At 64.6% G+C, this 19,675-nt stretch carries 22 protein-coding genes and 1 pseudogene; 8 read left to right on the top strand and 15 right to left on the bottom strand.

All coding sequences use genetic code 11. From position 1 onward, the window contains the following. Positions 1-157: 157 nt before the first annotated feature. From purH to BN2503_RS00100, 4 genes are all read right to left on the bottom strand, one after another. Positions 158-1,756 carry a bifunctional phosphoribosylaminoimidazolecarboxamide formyltransferase/IMP cyclohydrolase gene (gene purH / locus BN2503_RS00115; protein WP_054254611.1) on the bottom strand — a complete coding sequence of 533 codons (1,599 nt, stop codon included), beginning with the start codon at positions 1,754-1,756 and terminating at the stop codon, positions 158-160. An 82-nt stretch (positions 1,757-1,838) separates the two neighbouring features. After that, positions 1,839-2,078: a helix-turn-helix domain-containing protein gene (locus BN2503_RS00110; RefSeq protein WP_054254610.1), complete on the bottom strand. Its 240-nt coding sequence runs from the start codon at positions 2,076-2,078 to the stop codon at positions 1,839-1,841. Beyond that, a complete protein-coding gene (gene dusB, locus BN2503_RS00105) occupies positions 2,075-3,118 on the bottom strand; it encodes a tRNA dihydrouridine synthase DusB (protein ID WP_054254753.1) in 1,044 nt (347 codons plus the stop codon). The genes BN2503_RS00110 and dusB overlap by 4 nt, the downstream gene beginning before the upstream one ends. Before the next feature lie 109 nt (positions 3,119-3,227). Beyond that, complete coding sequence (locus tag BN2503_RS00100) at positions 3,228-3,968, bottom strand: M15 family metallopeptidase (RefSeq protein ID WP_199445232.1); 741 nt, start codon at positions 3,966-3,968, stop codon at positions 3,228-3,230. Positions 3,969-4,046: 78 nt separating this feature from the next. Between BN2503_RS00100 and BN2503_RS00095 the strand changes: the two genes are divergently transcribed. Further along, a complete protein-coding gene (locus tag BN2503_RS00095) occupies positions 4,047-4,526 on the top strand; it encodes a YqaA family protein (protein ID WP_054254609.1) in 480 nt (159 codons plus the stop codon). A gap of 449 nt (positions 4,527-4,975) precedes the next feature. Here BN2503_RS00095 and hrcA read toward each other — a convergent pair whose 3' ends face one another. From hrcA to BN2503_RS00080, 3 genes are all read right to left on the bottom strand, one after another. After that, a complete protein-coding gene (gene hrcA / locus BN2503_RS00090; RefSeq protein WP_054254608.1) occupies positions 4,976-5,980 on the bottom strand; it encodes a heat-inducible transcriptional repressor HrcA in 1,005 nt (334 codons plus the stop codon). Positions 5,981-6,098: 118 nt separating this feature from the next. Next, entirely contained in the window at positions 6,099-6,671 is a 573-nt protein-coding gene (locus BN2503_RS00085) for a hypothetical protein (RefSeq protein WP_139235322.1), read from the bottom strand. 22 nt (positions 6,672-6,693) lie between these two features. Beyond that, on the bottom strand, positions 6,694-7,047 hold the full coding sequence (locus BN2503_RS00080) for a hypothetical protein (RefSeq protein WP_054254606.1): 354 nt from the start codon (positions 7,045-7,047) through the stop codon (positions 6,694-6,696). A 161-nt stretch (positions 7,048-7,208) separates the two neighbouring features. Here BN2503_RS00080 and BN2503_RS00075 point away from each other — a divergent pair, with 161 nt between their 5' ends. After that, on the top strand, positions 7,209-7,856 hold the full coding sequence (locus BN2503_RS00075; protein ID WP_139235323.1) for a hypothetical protein: 648 nt from the start codon (positions 7,209-7,211) through the stop codon (positions 7,854-7,856). A 102-nt stretch (positions 7,857-7,958) separates the two neighbouring features. After that, positions 7,959-8,486, top strand: a complete 528-nt coding sequence (locus tag BN2503_RS00070; protein ID WP_054254604.1) for a DUF4124 domain-containing protein — start codon at positions 7,959-7,961, stop codon at positions 8,484-8,486. A gap of 8 nt (positions 8,487-8,494) precedes the next feature. Here BN2503_RS00070 and BN2503_RS00065 read toward each other — a convergent pair. The 3 genes and pseudogenes from BN2503_RS00065 to panD form a co-directional block, all read right to left on the bottom strand. After that, positions 8,495-9,142 (bottom strand): annotated as a pseudogene (locus tag BN2503_RS00065) (tRNA-uridine aminocarboxypropyltransferase); the annotation flags it as partial. Positions 9,143-9,147: 5 nt separating this feature from the next. Further along, the gene (locus BN2503_RS00060) at positions 9,148-9,507 is read right to left on the bottom strand and encodes a 5-carboxymethyl-2-hydroxymuconate Delta-isomerase (protein ID WP_054254602.1); all 360 of its coding nucleotides are present in this window, start codon (positions 9,505-9,507) and stop codon (positions 9,148-9,150) included. A gap of 21 nt (positions 9,508-9,528) precedes the next feature. Further along, positions 9,529-9,909: an aspartate 1-decarboxylase gene (gene panD / locus BN2503_RS00055; RefSeq protein ID WP_054254601.1), complete on the bottom strand. Its 381-nt coding sequence runs from the start codon at positions 9,907-9,909 to the stop codon at positions 9,529-9,531. A 202-nt stretch (positions 9,910-10,111) separates the two neighbouring features. Between panD and BN2503_RS00050 the strand changes: the two genes are divergently transcribed. Both BN2503_RS00050 and BN2503_RS00045 read left to right on the top strand, forming a co-directional pair. Beyond that, positions 10,112-11,140, top strand: coding sequence for a porin (locus tag BN2503_RS00050; protein ID WP_054254600.1), 1,029 nt, complete (start codon positions 10,112-10,114; stop codon positions 11,138-11,140). A gap of 356 nt (positions 11,141-11,496) precedes the next feature. After that, complete coding sequence (locus tag BN2503_RS00045; RefSeq protein ID WP_199445231.1) at positions 11,497-12,003, top strand: DUF2165 family protein; 507 nt, start codon at positions 11,497-11,499, stop codon at positions 12,001-12,003. Positions 12,004-12,007: 4 nt separating this feature from the next. Here BN2503_RS00045 and nadB read toward each other — a convergent pair whose 3' ends face one another. From nadB to BN2503_RS00030, 3 genes are read right to left on the bottom strand one after another with little or no spacing between them, the layout of a single operon-like run. After that, complete coding sequence (nadB, locus tag BN2503_RS00040; protein WP_054254599.1) at positions 12,008-13,600, bottom strand: L-aspartate oxidase; 1,593 nt, start codon at positions 13,598-13,600, stop codon at positions 12,008-12,010. A 25-nt stretch (positions 13,601-13,625) separates the two neighbouring features. Then, a complete protein-coding gene (locus tag BN2503_RS00035; protein ID WP_074930064.1) occupies positions 13,626-14,486 on the bottom strand; it encodes a segregation and condensation protein A in 861 nt (286 codons plus the stop codon). A 39-nt stretch (positions 14,487-14,525) separates the two neighbouring features. Then, positions 14,526-14,744, bottom strand: coding sequence for a DUF3460 family protein (locus BN2503_RS00030; protein WP_054254597.1), 219 nt, complete (start codon positions 14,742-14,744; stop codon positions 14,526-14,528). Between the two features lie 43 nt (positions 14,745-14,787). Here BN2503_RS00030 and BN2503_RS00025 point away from each other — a divergent pair, with 43 nt between their 5' ends. Together BN2503_RS00025 and BN2503_RS00020 are read left to right on the top strand one after the other, a co-directional pair. Next, a complete protein-coding gene (locus BN2503_RS00025; protein ID WP_054254596.1) occupies positions 14,788-15,288 on the top strand; it encodes a hypothetical protein in 501 nt (166 codons plus the stop codon). 177 nt (positions 15,289-15,465) lie between these two features. Beyond that, entirely contained in the window at positions 15,466-16,155 is a 690-nt protein-coding gene (locus tag BN2503_RS00020; protein ID WP_054254595.1) for a YitT family protein, read from the top strand. A 377-nt stretch (positions 16,156-16,532) separates the two neighbouring features. Here the strand turns inward: BN2503_RS00020 and BN2503_RS00015 are convergent, their stop codons facing one another. Next, positions 16,533-17,861 carry an IS4 family transposase gene (locus BN2503_RS00015; protein WP_054254594.1) on the bottom strand — a complete coding sequence of 443 codons (1,329 nt, stop codon included), beginning with the start codon at positions 17,859-17,861 and terminating at the stop codon, positions 16,533-16,535. Between the two features lie 155 nt (positions 17,862-18,016). On the opposite strand from BN2503_RS00015, the gene BN2503_RS00010 reads away from it, so the two are divergent. Next, complete coding sequence (locus tag BN2503_RS00010; protein WP_054254593.1) at positions 18,017-19,000, top strand: IS5 family transposase; 984 nt, start codon at positions 18,017-18,019, stop codon at positions 18,998-19,000. Positions 19,001-19,287: 287 nt separating this feature from the next. Here the strand turns inward: BN2503_RS00010 and BN2503_RS00005 are convergent. Further along, a partial coding sequence (locus BN2503_RS00005; RefSeq protein WP_148639729.1) for a transposase occupies positions 19,288-19,675 on the bottom strand: 388 nt, incomplete at its 5' end.

Below are 19,675 nucleotides of genomic sequence, written 5' to 3'. Positions count from 1 at the left end.
GGTAGAACCATAGACTTCAGACTATAGCCCGCTCCACGAACCGTAGGCACGAGTTTCCCCGCATACGGCGCAGGCGCGGCCCTTGCATGAAGGTGTCCGCGGTGCGCTTTTGACGGAGCCGGCAGCCGCCGCCATGGCTGCGCCGGTTGCGCGTGGGTCAGTGGCGGAAGTGGCGCACGCCTGTGAACACCATGGCCACGCCACGCTCGTTGGCGGCGTCGATGACTTCCTGGTCGCGCATGGAGCCGCCAGGCTGGGCCACGCAGGTGGCGCCTGCGTCCACCACCACGTCCAGCCCGTCGCGGAACGGGAAGAAGGCGTCGCTCGCCACCACGGTGTTCTGCAGGCTCAGGCCCGCGGCCTGGGCCTTGATGCTGGCGATGCGCGCGGAGTCGAGGCGGCTCATCTGGCCCGCGCCCACGCCCATGGTCATGCCGCCCTTGCAGAACACGATGGCGTTGCTCTTGACGTACTTGGCCACCTTCCAGGCGAACATCAGGTCCTGCATCTCTTCCTGGGTGGGCTGCTTGACGGTGACCACCTTCACGTCGGGCAGCTGCAGCTCGTAGTTGTCCGCCGTCTGCAGCAGCAGGCCCGAGCCGACACGCTTGGCGTCCATGGCGTTGCGGCCTTGCTGCCAGGGCGTGTCACCGCCGGGCGGCAGGGCAATCTTCATGAGGCGTACGTTGGCCTTGGCCTTGAACACCTCCAGTGCCTCGGGCGTGAAGTCGGGCGCCATCAGCACCTCGACGAACTGTTTGGCGATCTGCTGGGCCGCCGGGCCGTCCACCGCGCGGTTCAGCGCGATGATGCCGCCGAAGGCGCTGGTCGGGTCGGTCTGGAACGCCTTGCTGTAGGCCTCCAGCGCATTCGTGCCCACAGCCACACCACAGGGGTTGGCGTGTTTGACGATCACGCAGGCCGGCAGCTTGAAGCTCTTGACGCATTCCCAGGCCGCATCGGCGTCGGCGATGTTGTTGTAGCTCAGTTCCTTACCCTGCAGCTGCACGCCAGTGACGATGGAGCCGGGCGCCGGGTAGAGGTCGCGGTACAGGGCGGCCTGCTGGTGGCTGTTCTCGCCGTAGCGCAGATCCTGGATCTTGGTGAAGATGCCGTTGCTTTGCTCGGGAAACAGGTTGCGCGTGGGCACGTAGGTTTCGGACAGCTTCTCGGCCTCGAACTGGATGGACGACAGGTAGTCGCTGATGGCGCCGTCGTACTGCGCAATGCGGTTGAACGCCGCCACCGACAGCGCAAAGCGCAGCTTGTCGGAGAGCTTGCCGTTCGCCTTGAGCTCGCCCAGCACGCCTTCGTACTGGTCGGCCGAGGTGATCACGCCCACGTCCTTCCAGTTCTTGGCGGCGCTGCGCACCATGGCGGGGCCGCCGATGTCGATGTTCTCGATGGCGTCGGCCAGCGTGCAGCCGGCCTTGGCGACGGTGGCCTCGAACGGGTAGAGGTTCACCACCAGCAGGTCGATGGTGTCGATGCCGTGCTCGGCCAGCGCGGCCATGTGTGCGGGCACATCACGGCGCGCCAGCAGGCCGCCATGCACTTTGGGGTGCAGCGTTTTCACGCGGCCATCGAGCATTTCGGGGAACTGCGTGACCTCGGCCACCTCCGTGACGGGCAAGCCCTCCTTGGCCAGCAGCTGGGCGGTGCCGCCCGTGGACAGCAAGCGGATACCCAGGGCGTGCAGCGCGCGAGCGAACTCGACGATGCCGGTTTTGTCAGAGACGGAGATCAGTGCATTCATGGCGGTGGTGGCTTCTGGTTTCAAATAAAATCGGCCTCTAGCGCTTATCTGGTAAGCGCTAGCAGCTATAAAAAATATAGCTTTAAAGCAGGTTGTGCAGCGTCAGCTTCTTGCGCAGCGTGTTGCGGTTCAGGCCCAGCCATTCGGCCGCGCGGGACTGGTTGTTGTCGGCCTGGCGCATCACCACTTCAAGCAGCGGTTTCTCGACCAGGCGCACCAGCATGTCGTACATGCCATCGGGCGTCTCGCCGTCCAGGTCCTGGAAGTAGCGCAGCAAGCTCTCGCGCACGCATTCTTCGACGTTGCTGTGGTTGGCGCTCATGCGCAGAATCCCTCTTGTTCTTCGTGAAGCGTTGCAGCCACCGTCGCCGGCAGCCGGTCCATGCGCTGGCCCAGCGCCGCAAAGTAGGTCTGGACGGCCTGCCATTGGGCGCTGCAGTCTTCGATGGTGTTGATGTGTTGGCGCAGGGCCTCCCCGCCCGGCAGGGCGCGCACGTACCAGGCAATGTGCTTGCGCGCGCTGCGCACGCCTGTGGCCTCGCCGTAGAGCTGGTAGTGGTCCTGCAGGTGGTCGAGCAGCAGGCGCTGCACCTCGGCCACCAGCGGCGGCGCCAGGTGCTCGCCGGTGGCCAGGTAGTGGCCGATCTCGCGGAAGATCCAGGGCCGCCCCTGCGCGGCGCGGCCGACCATCAGCGCATCGGCCCCGGTGGCGGCCAGCACCGCGCGGGCCTTTTCCGGGCTGGTGATGTCGCCGTTGGCCACCACCGGCACGCGCACAGCGGCCTTGACGGCGGCGATGGTGTCGTACTCGGCCTCGCCCTTGTAGCCTTGCTCGCGCGTGCGGCCATGCACGGTGAGCATCTGGATGCCCGCAGCCTCGAAGCGGCGTGCCAGTGGCACGGCGTTCTTGTGCTGCTGGCACCAGCCGGTGCGCATCTTCAGCGTGACGGGCACGTCGCGCGGCGCGCAGGCGGCGACCACGGCCTCGGCAATCTGCACCGCCAGGGCCTCGTTCTGCATCAGCGCCGAGCCGGCCCATTTGTTGCAGACCTTCTTGGCCGGGCAGCCCATGTTGATGTCGATGATCTCGGCGCCGCGGTCCACGTTGTAGAGCGCGGCCTCGGCCATCATGGCCGCGCCGGTGCCGGCGATCTGCACGGCGATCGGGCCGCTCTCGCCCTCGTGGTTGGCGCGGCGCGATGTCTTGAGGCTGGCCCACAAGTCCTTGCGCGAGGTGACCATCTCGCTGACCGCGTAGCCCGCACCGAGCTGCTTGCACAACTGGCGGAACGGCCGATCCGTGACGCCCGCCATGGGGGCGACGAACAGGCGGTTCGCCAACGGAATATGGCCAATGTGCAGGGCGGGCATGTGGGGCAGGCAGGCAGGGGAGGCGGGATTGTACCTGCCCAAAATTTCAGCAACCGAAATCGGCGTGCCGCAGGCCGCCAGCGCCGCGCGCGCGGGCGCTTTACCGCACGGGCAGATCGAAATAGCGGTCGGGGTAGGGCTCGTTGCGCAGCGTGAAGTGCCACCACTCCTCGGGCAGATTGCGCCAGCCATGGCGCTCCATCAGGGCGCGCAGCCAGCGGCGGTTGCGCTGCACATCGGGGGACTGGTCGGCGTCTTCGGTGTGTGAGTGCGCGTCGAACAGGTCGAACGGCGTACCCATGTCGACCTCGGCGCCATCGGCCAAGGGGCCGAACAGCACCTGGCGCGCGCGCAGACCGTCGGTGACCACCAGCGTCAAGTCCACCGTGCTGCCTCGGCTGTGCCCCGACCGCGCGGCGATGTAGCCGCGCTGGAACAGCGCCTCCTTGGGCACGCACGGGTAGTAGCTGGGCTTGGTGCGCTGGTCGGCCAGATCGTTGCCCCAGCGCACGAAATCGTCCACGGCCTGCTGCGGGCGGTAGCAGTCGAATACCTTGAGCCGCAGCCCCAGGGGCTCCAGCTCCTGCTGCGCGGATCGCAAGGCCTGCGCAGCGGGCCGCGAGAGCCAGCAGGTGGGCGCCGCGTAGCCGGCCACGGGGCGGCCCATGAAGTTGTCAGCCCCGTGGTAGCGCATGTCCTGCTGTACTCCCGGCGCTACGGCGGCGAGTGGCACCAGATCGGGCGCCTCGACCCCGCGCGTCGCGCAGCCCGCCAAGGCCAGCGCCAGCATGGCGGCTGCGGCGCGCGGCAGGGCCCGGGTGACAAAGGGGGGATTGCGCATGGTTTGCCTCCTGTGTGTTGAGATGCCAGTGCGCACCATACAAGAAGAAACGCCGCCGCACCTCTACACTCGCGCCCCATGGAACTGTGGATGCACCAACTGCTGCACTGGCTGGCCCTGCCGCAATTCGGACTGAGCACGGTGTTCGTGGTGTCGTTCATTTCGGCCACGCTGCTGCCGCTGGGTTCCGAGCCCGCCGTGTTTGGGCTCATCAAGCTCAACCCCGGGCTGTTCTGGCCGGCCATTCTGGTGGCCACCGCGGGCAACACGCTGGGCGGTGCCGTGAGCTGGTGGATGGGGCTGGGCACGCACAAGGCCGTGGACCGCGCCGCGGGGCATCCCACGGAGCTGCGTGCCCTGGCCTGGCTGCGCCGCTTCGGCCCCAGGGCCTGCCTGCTGAGCTGGCTGCCCATCGTGGGCGATCCGCTGTGCGCTGTCGCCGGCTGGCTCAGGCTGCCCTTCTGGCCCTGCATGGCCTACATGGCTGTGGGGAAGTTCCTGCGCTATCTGGTAATGACGACGGCGCTGCTGTATGCGTGGCCTGGTGCGGCGGCGTAGCAAATTGATAGCTGCCAGCGCTTGTCCCACAAGGGCTGGAGCCCTTTTTGACCACAAAGGCGCGGCCACTGCAGCCGTCGGATGGTGGATGAATGGTAGGCCGTGCTGGGCTCGAACCAGCGACCAAAGGATTCAAGTTTGTGCGGGTTTCCCCGCTCCTCGGACTATCTCATCGCCCACAGCCGAACTGTTGGGGCGCCGGGCGCTCGTGGGACGCTTATCGGATGGGCTCCTCACGTCCTAGTCTCTGCACCTTCCCGCCTACCGGTCTTGCGACCTGCCTTTCGGCGGGCTTGGCTCAAGGTTGCCATGGCTTGCGCTGTAGGGTTCCTTGAGTTCACCCGGTTTTCCGATGGGGCTCTCGCCCCATGGTCACCATTTTGATGAGTCCTCTGCTCTAACCAACTGAGCTAACGGCCCATTCATACCAGAACCGCTGATTGTACGTGCTAGCGCCTGTGGCTCAGGGCATTGGTGACGAGCTTGGAGGTGATGTCGACGATCTCGATCATCCGGTCGTACGGCATGCGCGTGGGCCCGATGACGCCCAGCGTGCCGACGACCTGGCCATCCACCTCGTAGGGTGCGCTGACGACCGAGAGATCTTCGAACGGAACCACCTGGCTTTCGCCGCCGATGAAAATGCGCACGCCCTCAGCCTGGCTCGACACATCCAGCAGCCGCAGCAACTGCGTCTTTTGCTCGAACAGGTCGAACGCGCGCCGCAGGTTATGCATGTCACCCGCGAAATCGCTCACCGACAGCAGGTTGCGCTCACCCGAGATCACCACCTCGTCCTGCGCTTGCGACAGGGCCTCGGAGCCCACGCTGACAGCGGCCTGCATGAGCGCCGCCACTTCGCCGCGCAGGCGTTCGACCTCCGTCTTGAGGCGCTCGCGCACCTGCTCCATCGCCAGCCCGGCATAGTGCGCGTTCAGGACGTTGGCGGCTTCCACCAGTTGGTCGGGTGCGTAGTCCACATCGGTGAAGATGACGCGGTTCTGCACGTCACCCTCGGGGGAGACGATGATGACCAGCAGGCGTCGTTCGGATAGCCGCAGGAACTCAATGTGCCGGAAGACTGACGTGCGCCGGGGCGCCATGACCACGCCCACGAACTGCGAGAGATTCGACAGCAGTTGCGCCGCATTGGCGATCACTTTCTGGGGTTGCTCGGGGGCCAGTTCGGGTGCGACCAGCTGGTTGCGCTGCACGGTCAGCATGGTGTCCACGAAAAGCCGGTACCCCCGGGCCGTTGGGACACGCCCGGCCGAGGTATGGGGGCTGACGATCAGCCCTAAGTCCTCCAGGTCCGCCATCACATTGCGGATGGTGGCGGGCGACAGTTCCAGTCCCGACGCCTTGGACAACGTACGAGAGCCAACCGGCTGCCCATCGGCGATGTAGCGTTCCACAAGCGCTTTGAGCAACAATTTGGCGCGATCATCCAGCATGCAATGATTTTAGTGATGTGGTTCCATGGTGTGGCGCTGATCCGTATTGAGGAAATCGAGATGCGCAGAGCATTGGTTCTGGAAGGTTCGGCACTGATCGAGGGTTTTGAAAGCGCTCTTACCGCGCGGCGACCGGCAAGGCCTCGAGTTCCCGCAGGAGAGCCTGGTTAAAAGCCTCGCTGTCCAGCAGCTTCACCAGCCGGTCTGTTGCTCCCGTGGCAGCAAAGGTGTCCAGCCCCCGTCGTTCGTCAGGGCTCAGCGTTTGCAGCAGGTTGGCCAGATGGACGGTGAACGAGGCGGTTTTGTCCTTGGCCGCAGCGGCCTGCGCCTGCTCGGTGAGACGGGCCAGCTTCTTGCCGAGACTGGAGTTGTAATGCTCCGCGATAAGAATGCTGTCTGATGCCGACAAACTTGTATCCAGGGCGCGTGCAATGGCACCACCTAGCTCAACCTCGGACAGGTTGATCATTTTTTTCTCAAGCGCCAGCAGGCGGGGGGCGGTTTTTTCGGCGTGATTGGGTAGCGCCTGCATCCGCTGCACCTGGGCCTTGAACTCGGCGGCAAAACCCATAGACTGAACCAGCATCGCGGTGGGAGAAAGGGCAGGCGCACCTTGGGGCGTTTGTGCTTGCGTCACGAAACTGACGGTTAGAAAAGCCGTCAACACGATTCTTGAAATGATCGGGGGCATAGCGTAGGGGATGAACGAGGTTTCAAATAGGAACCACTTTAAGGGCGATGGACACGCCAAGCAGGATGCCTACGAGGAGCACCCCCCACCAGCTGAGCCAGAACCAAGCGGAAGCCCACTGCTTTCGGCCCCACCATAACCGATGAATCAGCAGCGACCCAGCCAGTCCCAATGCCATTAGCGAAAGAACCCGGACACTCCAGACATTGATGTCGGCGTTCGACGGTGCGGCCGACAGATACGCCACCGATCCGATGGCAAAGAGAATGGCCCATGTGAAATGCAGCAGCAGGTAGACGGCTGTCCGTTTGCTGCTCATCGGGGGCTGTGGAGTGACATTTGCCGTGGCCTCCGTCACGATGTCGAGTTCGGCCATCCGCCGGGGGAGCCAGAACCATGGTTTACGTGCCATAAGACGGCCCAATGTTGGATGGTATTTCGCACATCTGCGAGAGCTCGATGGAAGTTCAACGGCAACCCATGCCGCAGGGTTCGCGTCGCGTGCCATACTTTCAAGCCCCAGTATAGAGAGCCACCATGTCACCGACGACCGCAGGCACCGACTCACCTTGCCTTCGGCCGTTTCGACCCGAGCACTGCGCGGGCAAGAGACTGCATGCCGATTACCGCACTGCAAGCGTCTTGGTGACTGTATTGATGTCGGTCACGGTGTTGCCGTTCATCTTGATAATTCTGGGTGGCGTGGTCAATGAGCTGACGGGCACCCGGTGGCCTGGGGTATTGCTGATACTGCTACTAAGTTTGCCGCTGCTGGGGTTCAGTGTCTCGCTGCTGCTGGGGCTGGTGCGCCGGGGCTACGTACTTGTATTAGATGACCACGGCGTGATCTACTCTGAGAGTAAAAAGCCCACCAAACCGATTGCCTGGGCCAACATTACTTCGGTGAAAGATAAGCTGACGCCGGACAAAGCGGATGCCCGGTCTGCATACTTCAAAGTGACTTACCGCCAAGTCCAACAGGATGGTTCCGTCCGTGAGAAGTCTCTGCGAATCAACCAGTCGCTGCTGGATGTGGATCGCGAGCAAATCCGAGAGGTGTTTGAGGATCGTATTGGCCCGCTGGATGGCGTGGAGCAAGCCCAGCCGGATTCGTTTGGCAGCAAGTTGGGGCGCGGTGTGGTCATCACGATCGCGACGTCAGTGACAGACACGATCAAGAAATAGTGGGCAGCCTAAGGCTTGGCTGAAAGTGTTGCCTTTGGATCGCCTGCGCCATTGTCAGAGTGCTTTCAATCAGCTTGAAGACGCTCTCAGGAAAGGAAGTCGATGCGCAAGATGACATGGGCCATGGCCGTTATGGCGACCGCCATGCTGCTCCCGGCCACGCCGGTGTGGGCCATCTACAAATGCCTGGGTCCTGATGGAAAGGTCACTTTCCAAGATGCGTCTTGTCCGGGCCAGGGGGAGGAGATCGAGGTCAAGCTCCCCACGGGACCCGCCGTGCCTGCCTCCGCCCCCGTCAAGCGCGCGCCTGCACCCGCGCCTGCGGCGAAGAAGGAGGGGGTTTTCGGTGAACGCTGGCAGCGCCGCGCCACGCTCGAAACCAGCGGCCTGGCCAACGCGCAGGCCGACCTGGAGGAGCAGCGCGCCCAGTGCGCGCGCGAACGCGCAGCCTTGGCCGAGCGCCAGACGCTGGCCGAGCAGCGGCGCACGGTGGTGGGCAGGCTGCAGGCGCAGGAGGTTGCCCAGGAAATGGAAGAGGCCGAGGAAGCCTGCAACGCACGCATTAAGGCGCTGGAGGCCGAACTGCGCAAGCTGGAAGAAGAGCTGAACGGGTTACAGCAAAAGCCTTGATGCACCGATCAGGCGGTATCTCGGGCCGAGCTTGGCCGCAGTGCGGCCTGCTGTGCCAGCAGGCCCTCAAAGGCTTGCCACAGTGCGTGCGGAGCCGGATCGGCGGGGGCCAGCTGTGCCAGCGCGCAGGCCGTCGCTTCCAGGGTGCTGCGCTGGTGTGCGGCCTGGGCCTTGCGCAGAGCGCCATAGCGCGAGGGCGGCAGGTGCGTCAACGCCAAGCGCGGCAGCGTTTGCAGCGCTGGGTTGGCGTACAGCATCTTGCGGCTTTTACGCCATGTGCCATCAAGCACGACGAGCCGCAGCGCGCCCGGTGCGGGCGTAGGGCACGGCCAAGGCGCGCTGGCTGCCAGGCCCAGAGGGCCACCGTGGGGTGTCGGCGGGTACAGCAGAACGCTGTGGCGCGGCACATCGTTCGCGTGCCATGGCGCGTGCAGCCAGTCCTTCAACTGTACGGGGTCGAACCGTTCACCCACTTCCAGCCGGCTGCCCTGCAGGCACAAGTGCAGCAGGCGCGCCGTGCCCTTGGCCTCCAGCACTTCCGCAGGGTGCTGTAGTACCAGCAACTGTACGGGGCTGTGCGTCGGCCGTGCCAACGCGCACAGGCATGTGCGTGCCGGGCGCAGGCATTGCGCGCAGCGCGCGCGTGGGACGGTCGCGGGGTTTACAGGCGACCCTTGTAGTAGCTGGCCCGGTCCATGTCGGCGATCTCGACGCTGAGCTGCACCAGCATGCCGGGTGGCTGTGGCGTGAGGCGATGCAGCACCGCGGCCATGGCGTCCGACAACTCCTTCTTCACCGCATCGCTGCGGCCCGAGAGCAGGCGCAACTGCACGTGGACGAAGCCGCGCTGTGCCGGCGCGGTGCCAATCTCGAAGCAGGACAGCGGCAGGAGGCGGGCCTTGACGTCGGCTTCATCCTGCACTGTGGTGTGGCCGCAGACCACGGCATTGAGTTCAGCCAGCAGCTGCTGGCCGGGCAGGCCAGCCAGGTTGTCGGTGTATTCGACGGTGAGGTGGGGCATGGGGGGCTTTCGGTAACGGGGTCAGAGCTGTTGTGTGGGCACGTGGTGGCGCAGTTCCACCTGGCGGTTGGCACTGTCCACGAACACCAACTGGGGCTGGTGGGTGAGTACGTCCTTCTCAGGCACCTGGGCGAAGGCTGCGATGATGAGCAGGTCGCCCACGCAGGCGCGGCGGGCGGCAGAGCCGTTCACCGAGATCATGCCGCTGCCGCGCTGGCCTTTGATGGCGTAGGTGACAAAGCGCTCGCCGTTGTCCACGTTCCAGATGTGCACCTGCTCGTTCTCGCAGATGTTGGCCGCGTCGAGCAGATCCTCGTCAATGGCGCACGAGCCCTCGTAGTGCAGCTCGCAGTGCGTCGTCTTGACGCGGTGGATCTTGGATTTGAGCAGGGTGCGGAGCATGGGGCGCAGGGGGAATACGGATGAAAACCCGTGAGTCTATACAACCCCCCGGGCCGCGTGGCCGACAGGGCTGTCGGCACGGTTGTGGTTTTTCCGCCAATGTGACGCAGTACTACGGGTTTTCACGAGGGTTTCACAGGTGGTTCGTGTAATGCACGCAGCCCTCGGGCTTTTCCCATTCACATAACCACAGTTGAACACCATGAAACGAACCCTTCTTGCCCTGGCCGCACTGGCCACCGCCGCAGGCGCTTCGGCCCAAAGCTCTAACGTGACCCTTTTCGGCGTGGCCGACGTTTCCGTAGCCCACATCTCCACCACCGACAAGAGCGTTTCCGGCCTGGCCAACGGCGGCAACTCCAGCAGCCGCCTGGGCTTTCGTGGCGTGGAAGACCTGGGGAACGGTCTGAAGGCAGGCTTCTGGCTTGAAGGTGGCCTGAACGTCGATGACGGTGGCTCTGGCTTTAAGTTCGATCGCCGCTCCACCGTCAGCGTAATGGGCAACTTTGGCGAAGTGCGCCTGGGCCGTGACAAGACGCCCTCATACCAGAACCTGGAAACCTTCCATGCGTTCGGCGACACCGGCATGGGTGCTGTCAACGGCCACAACCTGATCAGTGGCTCGGCCACCGGCACGCCCGAGGGCTCGAATCCCAAGCGCGTCTCCAACGGCGTGAGCTACCTGCTGCCCAAGCTCGGCGGCGTGTACGGCCAGGTGACCTACGGCTTCGGCGAGCAGGCCGGCAGCACCAGCCTCTCCAGCACGATCGGCCTGCGCGTGGGCTATGCCAATGGTCCGCTGAACGTGGCCGCAGCCTACGGCGTCGTCAAGGGTGGCACGGCTGCCAGCACCGTGGACTACAAGAACTTCAACTTGGGCGCCTCGTACGACTTCGGCGTGGTCACCCCCATGGTGTTGATCGCCTCCGAGCGCGGCAATGACAAGCGCGTGGACCTGTACAGCTTCGGCGTGAAGGCCCCCGTGGGCCCTGGCGAGCTGCGTGCCGCCTTCTCTTTGTACAAAGACAAGAAGATGGACAACAACGATTCCAAGCGTTTCGCCATCGGTTATGGCTACCAGTTGTCCAAGCGCACGGAACTCTACGCTGCCGTGGCGCGCCTGAGCAACGACGACAAGGCCGCGCGCAAGCTGGGCTCGTCCCTGAGCCCGACGCCTGGCGTGGGCAACAGCCTCACCGGCTACGAAATCGGTCTGCGCCACAACTTCTAAGGCCAGCCGGCGCCGCCGGGCCTCAGCCTTCGGATGGGGAAGCCAGCCGCCCGGGCGGGCGTCCAGCCTTGTCAGCCCCGCAAGCCATGCTTGCGGGGCTTTTTGCTGGCGTGTCCGGTATGGTTCTGCGCTCAGCCAACCAGACGGAGTTCACGCCAGCATTCCATCGACCATACTTCGCGTGCACGTTCCAAGGGCCCGCGATACAGTCAAACGGGCCGTCCGCCACGCTCCCGCACGGGCTGGATTGGGTGGATGCCCGCGGCGTGCGGGCCAGTGCCACCCGGCATGACCGGCCCCTGAGAACACGTCCTAAAGTTGACAAAGCCCCGCCGAATGACTGACAAGGCCCACCCATGCCCATGACCCGCTTCGCCAAAACCGCCATGGTGGCCTGCCTGGCGCTCTTCGCTGCGCTGGTGACCTGCAACAACCTGCTGGACTACGGTGCCAACTTCGCCTTCGTACAGCATGTGCTGCGCATGGACACGGTGTTTCCCGGCAGCCCTTTGCGCTGGCGTGCCATCGACCTGCCGTTGCTGTGGCACTTGGCCTATGCACTCATCATCCTGGGCGAGGGCGTGACGGCCGTGCTACTGGCGCGGGGCGCGTGGGCCCTGTGGCGTGCGCGCCGGCGCAGTGCGCGCGTTTTCAACCAGGCCAAGCAGTGGGCGCTGGCCGGGGTGCTGGCGGGTTTTTGCGTCTGGTTCCTGGGCTTCATGGTGGTGGGCGCCGAGTGGTTCCTGATGTGGCAGTCGAGCCAGTGGAACGGCCAGGAGAGCGCCTTCCGCTTCTGCATCACCCTGCTGGCGGTGGCGATCTTCGTCAACCAGCCAGACACGGACGACAGCGCACAGGAATAACGCGTCAGCGCCGCAGCGTGGGCACGAGGATGGTGGGTGCCGCCGGCGCGGCGAGTGCCGGCCAGTCGCGGCTGTAGTGCAGGCCACGGCTTTCGTGGCGCATCTGTGCGCTGCGCACGATCAGCTCGGCCACCTGCACCAGGTTGCGCAGCTCCAGCAGGTCGCGGCTGACGTGGAAATGCGAATAGAACTCGTGAATCTCGTCCGTGAGCAGCGCGATGCGGTGCGCCGCACGCTCCAGGCGCTTGTCGGTGCGCACGATGCCCACGTAATCCCACATGAAGCGGCGCAGTTCGTCCCAGTTGTGCGAGATGACCACGCATTCGTCGGCGTCCGTCACGCGGCTGTCGTCCCAGGCGGGGACGGCAGGCAGAGGGGCGCGCGGCACTTCGGCAATGGCCTGTGCCGCTGCACGCGCGTACACCATGCACTCCACCAGCGAGTTGCTGGCCAGGCGGTTGGCGCCGTGCAGGCCGGTACAGGCAGTTTCCCCAATGGCGAACAGGCCCTGCAGGTCGGTGCGCCCGGCCAGGTCGGTGAGCACGCCGCCGCAGGTGTAGTGGGCGGCCGGCACCACGGGAATGGGCTCGCGCGTGATGTCCAGCCCGAGCTCGGCGCAGCGCGCCAGGATGTTGGGAAAGTGCAGTTGCAGGAAGCGCGGGCTCTGGTGCGAGATGTCCAGGTGCACGCAATCCAGTCCGTGCTTCTTCATCTCAAAGTCGATGGCGCGTGCCACCACGTCGCGCGGCGCCAGCTCGGCGCGTGCATCGTGCTGCGGCATGAAGCGCGTGCCCCCCTTGCTGGCGGGCAGCTTGAGCAGTCCGCCCTCGCCGCGCACGGCCTCGGTGATGAGGAAGCTCTTGACGTGCGGGTGGTACAGGCAGGTCGGGTGGAATTGGATGAATTCCAGGTTCGCCACCCGGCAGCCCGCGCGCCACGCGGCGGCAATGCCGTCGCCCGTGGCAGTGTCCGGGTTGGTGGTGTAGAGGTAGACCTTGCCGGCACCGCCCGTGGCCAGGATGGTCTGTGGTGCGCGGAAGGTGACGACGGCATCGGCGGCCTCGTCCAGCGCGTACAGCCCCAGGCAGCGCGGCGTGCCCGGCAGCCCCAGCTTGCGCGAGGTGATCAGGTCCACCAGCGTGTGGTGCTCGAACAGGGTGATGCCAGGGGTTTCGCGCACCACATCGATCAGCGTGCGCTGCACGGCGGCGCCCGTGGCGTCGGTGGCGTGCACGATGCGCCGCGCGCTGTGGCCGCCCTCGCGTGTGAGGTGCAGCGTGCCCTCTTCCTGCGAGAACGGCACGCCCAGGCCCTGAAGCCAGTGGATGGCGTCAGGCGCGTTCTCCACCACGAAGCGGGTGGCTGCCAGGTCGCACAGGCCGGCGCCGGCCACCAGCGTGTCTTGCACGTGCGCGTCGAAACTGTCGCCCTCGGCCAGCACGGCCGCAATGCCGCCCTGGGCCCAGCCGCTGGCGCCGTCGTGCACCTGGCGTTTGGTCAGTACGGCCACGCGGTGGGTGGGGGCGAGGCGCAGCGCTGCAGTGAGCCCGGCGAGGCCACTGCCGACGATGAGCACGTCGAAGTCTTGGGTTGTCATGGCGGGAAGGCGAAAGGTGCGGCTCTCAAGCCGGGGTATAGGCCAGCCGCACGTAGATGGGCGCAAAGGCTTCGGCCTGGGTGATTTCGATCAGCGTTTCCTTGGCCAGCTCCAGCAGCGCGATGAAGGTCACCACCATCACGGTGCTGCCTTTCTCGGGCTGGAACAGGTCCTCGAACTCGACGAAGCGCCGCCCCTGCAGCGCGCGCAGCACCATGCCCATGTACTCGCGCACCGAGAGCTCCTCGCGCGTGATGCGGTGGTGCTGCACCAGCTTGGCGCGTTTCAGGATGTCGCGCCAGGCGTCCTGCAGGTCGCTCAGCTGCACGTCGGGAAAGCGTGGCGCCAGGCTCTGCTCGATGGTCACCTGCGCCTTGAGGAAGTCGCGTCCGTACTGCGGCAGGTTGCCCAGCTGCTGGGCGGCGAGCTTCATCTGCTCGTATTCGAGCAGGCGGCGCACCAGTTCGGCGCGTGGGTCCTCGGCCTCCTCGGCGCCCTCCTGCTTCTTGGGCGGCAGCAGCATGCGCGACTTGATCTCGATGAGCATGGCGGCCATCAGCAGGTACTCTGCCGCCAGCTCCAGGTTGCGGCTGCGGATTTCATCGACGTAAGCCAGGTACTGGCGCGTGACGCCGACCATCGGAATGTCGAGGATGTTGAAGTTCTGCTTGCGAATCAGGTACAGCAGCAGGTCCAGCGGGCCCTCGAAGGCTTCGAGGAACACCTCCAGCGCATCGGGCGGGATGTACAGGTCCTGCGGCAGCGCGAACAGCGGCTCGCCGTACAGGCGCGCCAGCGCCACCTGGTCCACCACTTCGGGCATGGCGGCGGGCGGCAGCGGCGTATCGGCGTCGCTTCCGGAGTCCACGCCTGCTACTGCTTGCATAGCTGCCAGCGCTTGCCAGTATTGGCCTGGAGGCTGTTTTTACTGCTGATTGGCCGGGCTGTAGGCGTAGTACACGTAAGACTTTTGCGCCACGCGGCCGGCGCGGTAGTCTTCCCACAGCGTGCGGTCCACGTTTTTGTCCCACAGCAGCGCGCGGCCGGCCTGCTGCTGGGCGTCCAGCTCGGGCTTTTGCGTTTTCATCTGGTTGATGAACTGCGTGGCTTCGGATTGGTAGTCGGGACGGCGGAAAATAGACATGGACGGTGAACCTCTCAGAACCCTCGATTTTAGCGACACACCCATGAAGCCCCTGAACCGCATCATCCGCTCGCTGGGCGCCGGCGCCCTGGCCTTGCTCGCCCTGGTGGGCTGCGACGCCCAGCGCATCCGTGAACTGGAGGAAGACGTCTCCACCGAGGCCGACGTGCGCGAGCGCTTCGGCGAGCCCGACGGCATTTGGCAGGAGAGCGACGGCGGCCACACGCTGGAGTACAACCGCCAGCCCATGGGCCACCAGAACTACATGATCACCATCGGGCCCGGCGGCAAGATGACGGCGCTGCGCCAGGTGCTGGCGCCGCACCAGTTTGCCAAGGTGCAGCCGGGCATGGACAAGGAGGCCGTGCGCCGCCTGCTGGGCAAGCCCGCCAAGCAGATGGCCTTTGTGCTCAAGCAGGAAACCGATTGGGACTGGAACTGGATCGACCCGCCGAGCCGCGAAATGGTCTTCACCGTGACCTTCGGCGCCGACGGGCGCGTGCTGCGCGCCGCCAGCGTGGAAAAACTGCGCGACGGTAACTGACCCTGCGCCAACCCGTTCCCCTGGTGAGGGGCAGGAGGCGGGCGGGCGGCCCTGCGCCCATCCACCGGGTGCAAGATAAAGGGTAAACCCTAGTGTGAACCGGGCGTAATTTTTGCATGCGATGATCGCGCGCCGGCGCTACCCGTGCCGGTCCCTACGATGCCCAGGAACCTCACCATGGCCAGCCGCACCGTCCTACCGCAAACGACCCTCCCTTTGCCCGGCGCCACCGCGCCCCAGTCTCTTGCCGCGTCCCCTGCCGGGGCCTTGGCCGCGCCGCGCCACGGCCTGTTTGAAGACGCGCAGGCGCTCTTCACCGGCTCGCTGTTCGTGGGGCTGACCATGATGATGTTTGCCCAGGCAGGGCTGCTCACCGGCAGTACGGCCGGGCTGGCCTTTGTGCTGCACTACGCCACGGGCTGGCCGTTCGGTGCCATTTTCTTCGCCCTCAACCTGCCGTTTTACTGGTTTGCCTGGCAGCGCATCGGGCGGGCGTTCACGGTCAAGACCTTTGTCAGCGTGGGTGTCCTCTCGCTGATCGCCGAACTGGGGCCGCGCCTGATCCATATTGACTACCTGCACCCGGCGTTTGCCGCAGTGGCGGGGGGGCTGCTGATGGGTACGGGGGTGCTGTTCATGGCGCGCCACAAATCCAGCCTGGGCGGGGCCACCATCGTGTCGCTGTACCTGCAGGACTGCTACGGCATCCGTGCGGGCAAGGTGCAGATGGCCATTGACTGCAGCGTCGTGCTGCTGGCGCTGTGGGTAGTGCCCTGGCCGCGTGTGGCCTGGTCGGTGTTGGCGGCAGTGGTGATGGGCGTGTTCCTGGCCGTGAGCCACCGCCCCGGGCGCTACCAAGCTGGCTGATGCCACAACGGATACAAAAAAGAGAGCTGCCCGCGCAGGCTGCATAAGCCCTGAGAGCCTGTTTACGATCTTTTCATAGTGCCCGCAAGGCAGCAAAAAGGCGCACTCTAGGCGCGCGCCGCAGGCCATGCTGGCGGCCTGGGCAAGGTGCGCAACGACGCAGTAGCGGCTTTTTGCTGCCTTGCCCGAAGGGTTGCCCCGCAAAAGTGGCATCTGCGGCGTTGCAAATGCTCGCCGGGCCACCAGCCCGGCTGCGCTTGGCGCCTTACACCTGCCACTTTTGCGGGGCAACGGGCACTATGAAAAGATCGTAAACAGGCTCTGGGGGCTGAAAATGATTGCAAAAAAAGGCCCCGCACTGCGGCTATGCCGCTCAGTTAAGCCTGAGCGGCATTTTTCTTGATGGGGTAGTGGGTCTTTGTCATGCGAACCTCACGCGGATACCGTCTTTCGGATCTGCGAGGCGGCAGCACTAAGCGGCGGATGTTCTGGCGCATGGCCTTGAGCTTGCCCGGGATGGCCCCTGGGGTGCGCGAGCTTGAACTCCACAGCCACTCATCGACGATGTAGCGCAAGGCCGTCATGAAGCTGATGCGACAAGGCTGCACCTTGGCCTCATCCGCAATGCGCGTGATCTCCAGACGGATCAGGTTGTACATCAGCAAGGTGGCCCACAGCTCCTGCTTGACCCCCTGTGGCTGCTGGCTGCGCAGTGTCATGGTCTGGCGCAGCATGTCCGTCTTCATCTCCCCGTAGGCCAGTTCGATCTCCCAGCGCTCGTGGTACAGCGCGAACACCTCATCGGCCTTGTAGCGTGCGGGATCCATCAGGGATGTGAACAAGGTTCTAGGCTTGCCATCGAGTTCGCGTGTGATGGCTCGCACTTCCCACGTGAGCGGCAGGCCTGGGTCTTTCTTGCGCGCCTGGGGCGAGACCTTCATGCGCAGCCTCACATCGCCCGGGCCGTGTGTTTGCATCACTTCACCTTTGAGCCCTGCGCGCGCGGGGATCAGCCACTGGCGTCCCTGGCGGTGCTGCAGCGGCCACAACAGGCCCGCTGAGTAAAAGCCTTTGTCCACGATCACCAGCGAGTCGGCTGGCAGTTGTGGCCACAAGCGCTCAGCCAAGGTGTATTCGCTGGTGTCGTAGGCATCCATGCTGGCGTCCACCAGCAAACGCGCTCTGGCATCCAGCAGGCAGGCCATGCGTACCAGCGGGAATGGGCTTTGATGCTTGGCATGGTTGCGCTGGCAGCCAAAGTGCTGCCGGTTCTCTTGCGTGTCCGGGGTGCGCCAGACGACGCCATCCAGGGCATACAGCGACAAACCTTGCCAGCGATGGCGCCTGGCCTCCTGGTGTGCCCAGTGGGCAGCGGTGTGTCGAAACAGCCATTGCAGGGGCTCACTGCCCAGGCGCTGACGGGCCTGGCTCAGCGCGCTGGAGCTGATGCCTTCATTGCCCTGTCCAGGCAAGGCCAATTCCAGTACCTCAGCCACATTCACAATGGAGCGATCCCTGAGCAAGGCCACGCCCAGTACCAGCCACAGGGCTTGCTCCATGGGCAAGCGCCGCTTGCGCAGTGTCGCTACACCCGTCATCTGCAAGGCCTGCTCGATCCACTGCTGAGGGATGTTGCTTTGAACGACGCCCCATTGCTCGGGGCTCGCAAACTCATGGGTATCGCTCAGGTACTCTTGCAGCAGCATCGGCCATCCACTGGCCGACACGGGCCAGCTCAGTTCATATGGCCCCTACTTTACAAACAACAAAGGCCCCGAGGGGCCTTTGCTTAACTTAGGGATCCTCTGCACGAATCCACGCTGATGTTCTTGCAAGGGTTTGACGCCCGGACAATACAGGCATGAAGCAAAGCAGTCTGGGCCTGAGCAACACAGTCAAGCGCACGCGCAAGCGCGAATTTCTGGATGCCATGGAATTGGTGGTTCCCTGGGCTGAGTTGGTGGCTTTGATAGAGCCCTACGCGCCCGACAGCGGCAGGCGAGGTCAGCAACCGTTTGCAGTGCAGACACTGCTGCGCATCCACTTCATGCAGCAGTGGTTCAAGCTCAGCGACCCGGCCATGGAAGAAGCCCTGCATGATGTGCCAGCCTTTCGTGACTTCGCAGGCCTGTCCCACTGGGACGAACACATTCCCAGCGAATCGAGCATCTTGCGCTTTCGCCATCTGCTGGAGCGCCACAAGCTGGCCGAACAAATCCTGGCCACTGTCAACGCACTGCTGCAAGCCAAGGGCTTGCAGTTGAAGGCGGGCACGGTGGTGGATGCCACGCTGATTGCGGCGCCCACCTCCACCAAGAACGAAGGCAAGGCGCGAGACCCCGAGATGCACCAAAGCAAGAAGGGCAACCAGTGGTACTTCGGGATGAAGGCCCACATCGGGGTGGATGCAGACTCGGGCCTGGTGCACACAGTGCGAGGCACGGCTGGTAACGTCTCGGATGTGGTCGAAGCCAATAGCCTGCTGCATGGGCAGGAGACAGACGCCTTTGGCGATGCAGGCTACCAAGGGGTGGACAAGCGGCCAGATGCCAAGCAAACCACGCGCTGGCACGTGGCCATGCGCCCAGGCCTGCGCCGGGCTCTGGACAAGGACAAGCCCCTTGACGACTTAATCGAGCAACTGGAGCGCACCAAGGCGAGGATCCGGGCCAAGGTGGAACACCCGTTCAGGGTGCTCAAGCAGCAGTTTGGTTATGTGAAGGTGCGCTACCGTGGTTTGAAGAAAAACACGGCGCAGATCGTGACGCTGTTTGCCCTGTCCAACCTGTGGATGGTCAGGCACAAGTTGCTGGCCATGGGGCAGGTGCGTGCGCCAGGGGCGTAATGCCCACGAAATCGGGCAATTGCTTGTCCCAGGAGGTGCTTGGACAGCGTTTGGGCGCCTTGCCCAAGCAGGCTTTATCTCACGCACGGACGTAGCTCACTTCCAAGTGATTCGTGCAGACCTTCCTTAGGGAAGGTCTGCAAAACCCAGTCCGCCTGCGTGTCCGAGCTGACTGAGGCACGTTGAGTTTCGCGATGCGGATCGAAGCGACGATGGCAGCTCGATTCGCCGGCAAATTCCGGCGTTATGAGCCAGCGGCACGCCCATTTGACGCCCTGCGGACGCACTTATCCCTGCGCTTCCATCAACTGTCGGCGCGCCATCCACAAATTGCCCAGCGCGAACAGCATCGTCAGTCGCGCGGTGTTCTTGACCAGCCCGCGATACCGGACCTTGGCGTAGCCAAACTGCTGTTTGACGAGGCGGAACGGGTGCTCGACCTTGGCACGGATGCTGGCCTTGAGCTTCTCCGCCTTCTCCAGCAACTGATGCAACTCGCGCTCGGGATCAAGGGCGCGGCGCTTACCCGGCCGCATGGCGACTTCCCAGCGCACCTTGCTGTCCTTGAACTCCTCGCGCTTGTCCACGCCCTGGTAGCCCGCATCGCCCCAGGCATCGGTCTCCTCGCCATGCAACAGCTGGCCGGCCTGGGTCACGTCGTTGACATTGGCGGCC

Origin of the sequence: Paenacidovorax caeni (assembly GCF_001298675.1) — a bacterium.
GTDB classification, from domain to species: domain Bacteria; phylum Pseudomonadota; class Gammaproteobacteria; order Burkholderiales; family Burkholderiaceae_C; genus Paenacidovorax; species Paenacidovorax caeni.
The sequence above is the reverse complement of the archived record's forward strand: the minus strand, read 5'-3'. Positions and strand labels throughout refer to the sequence as shown.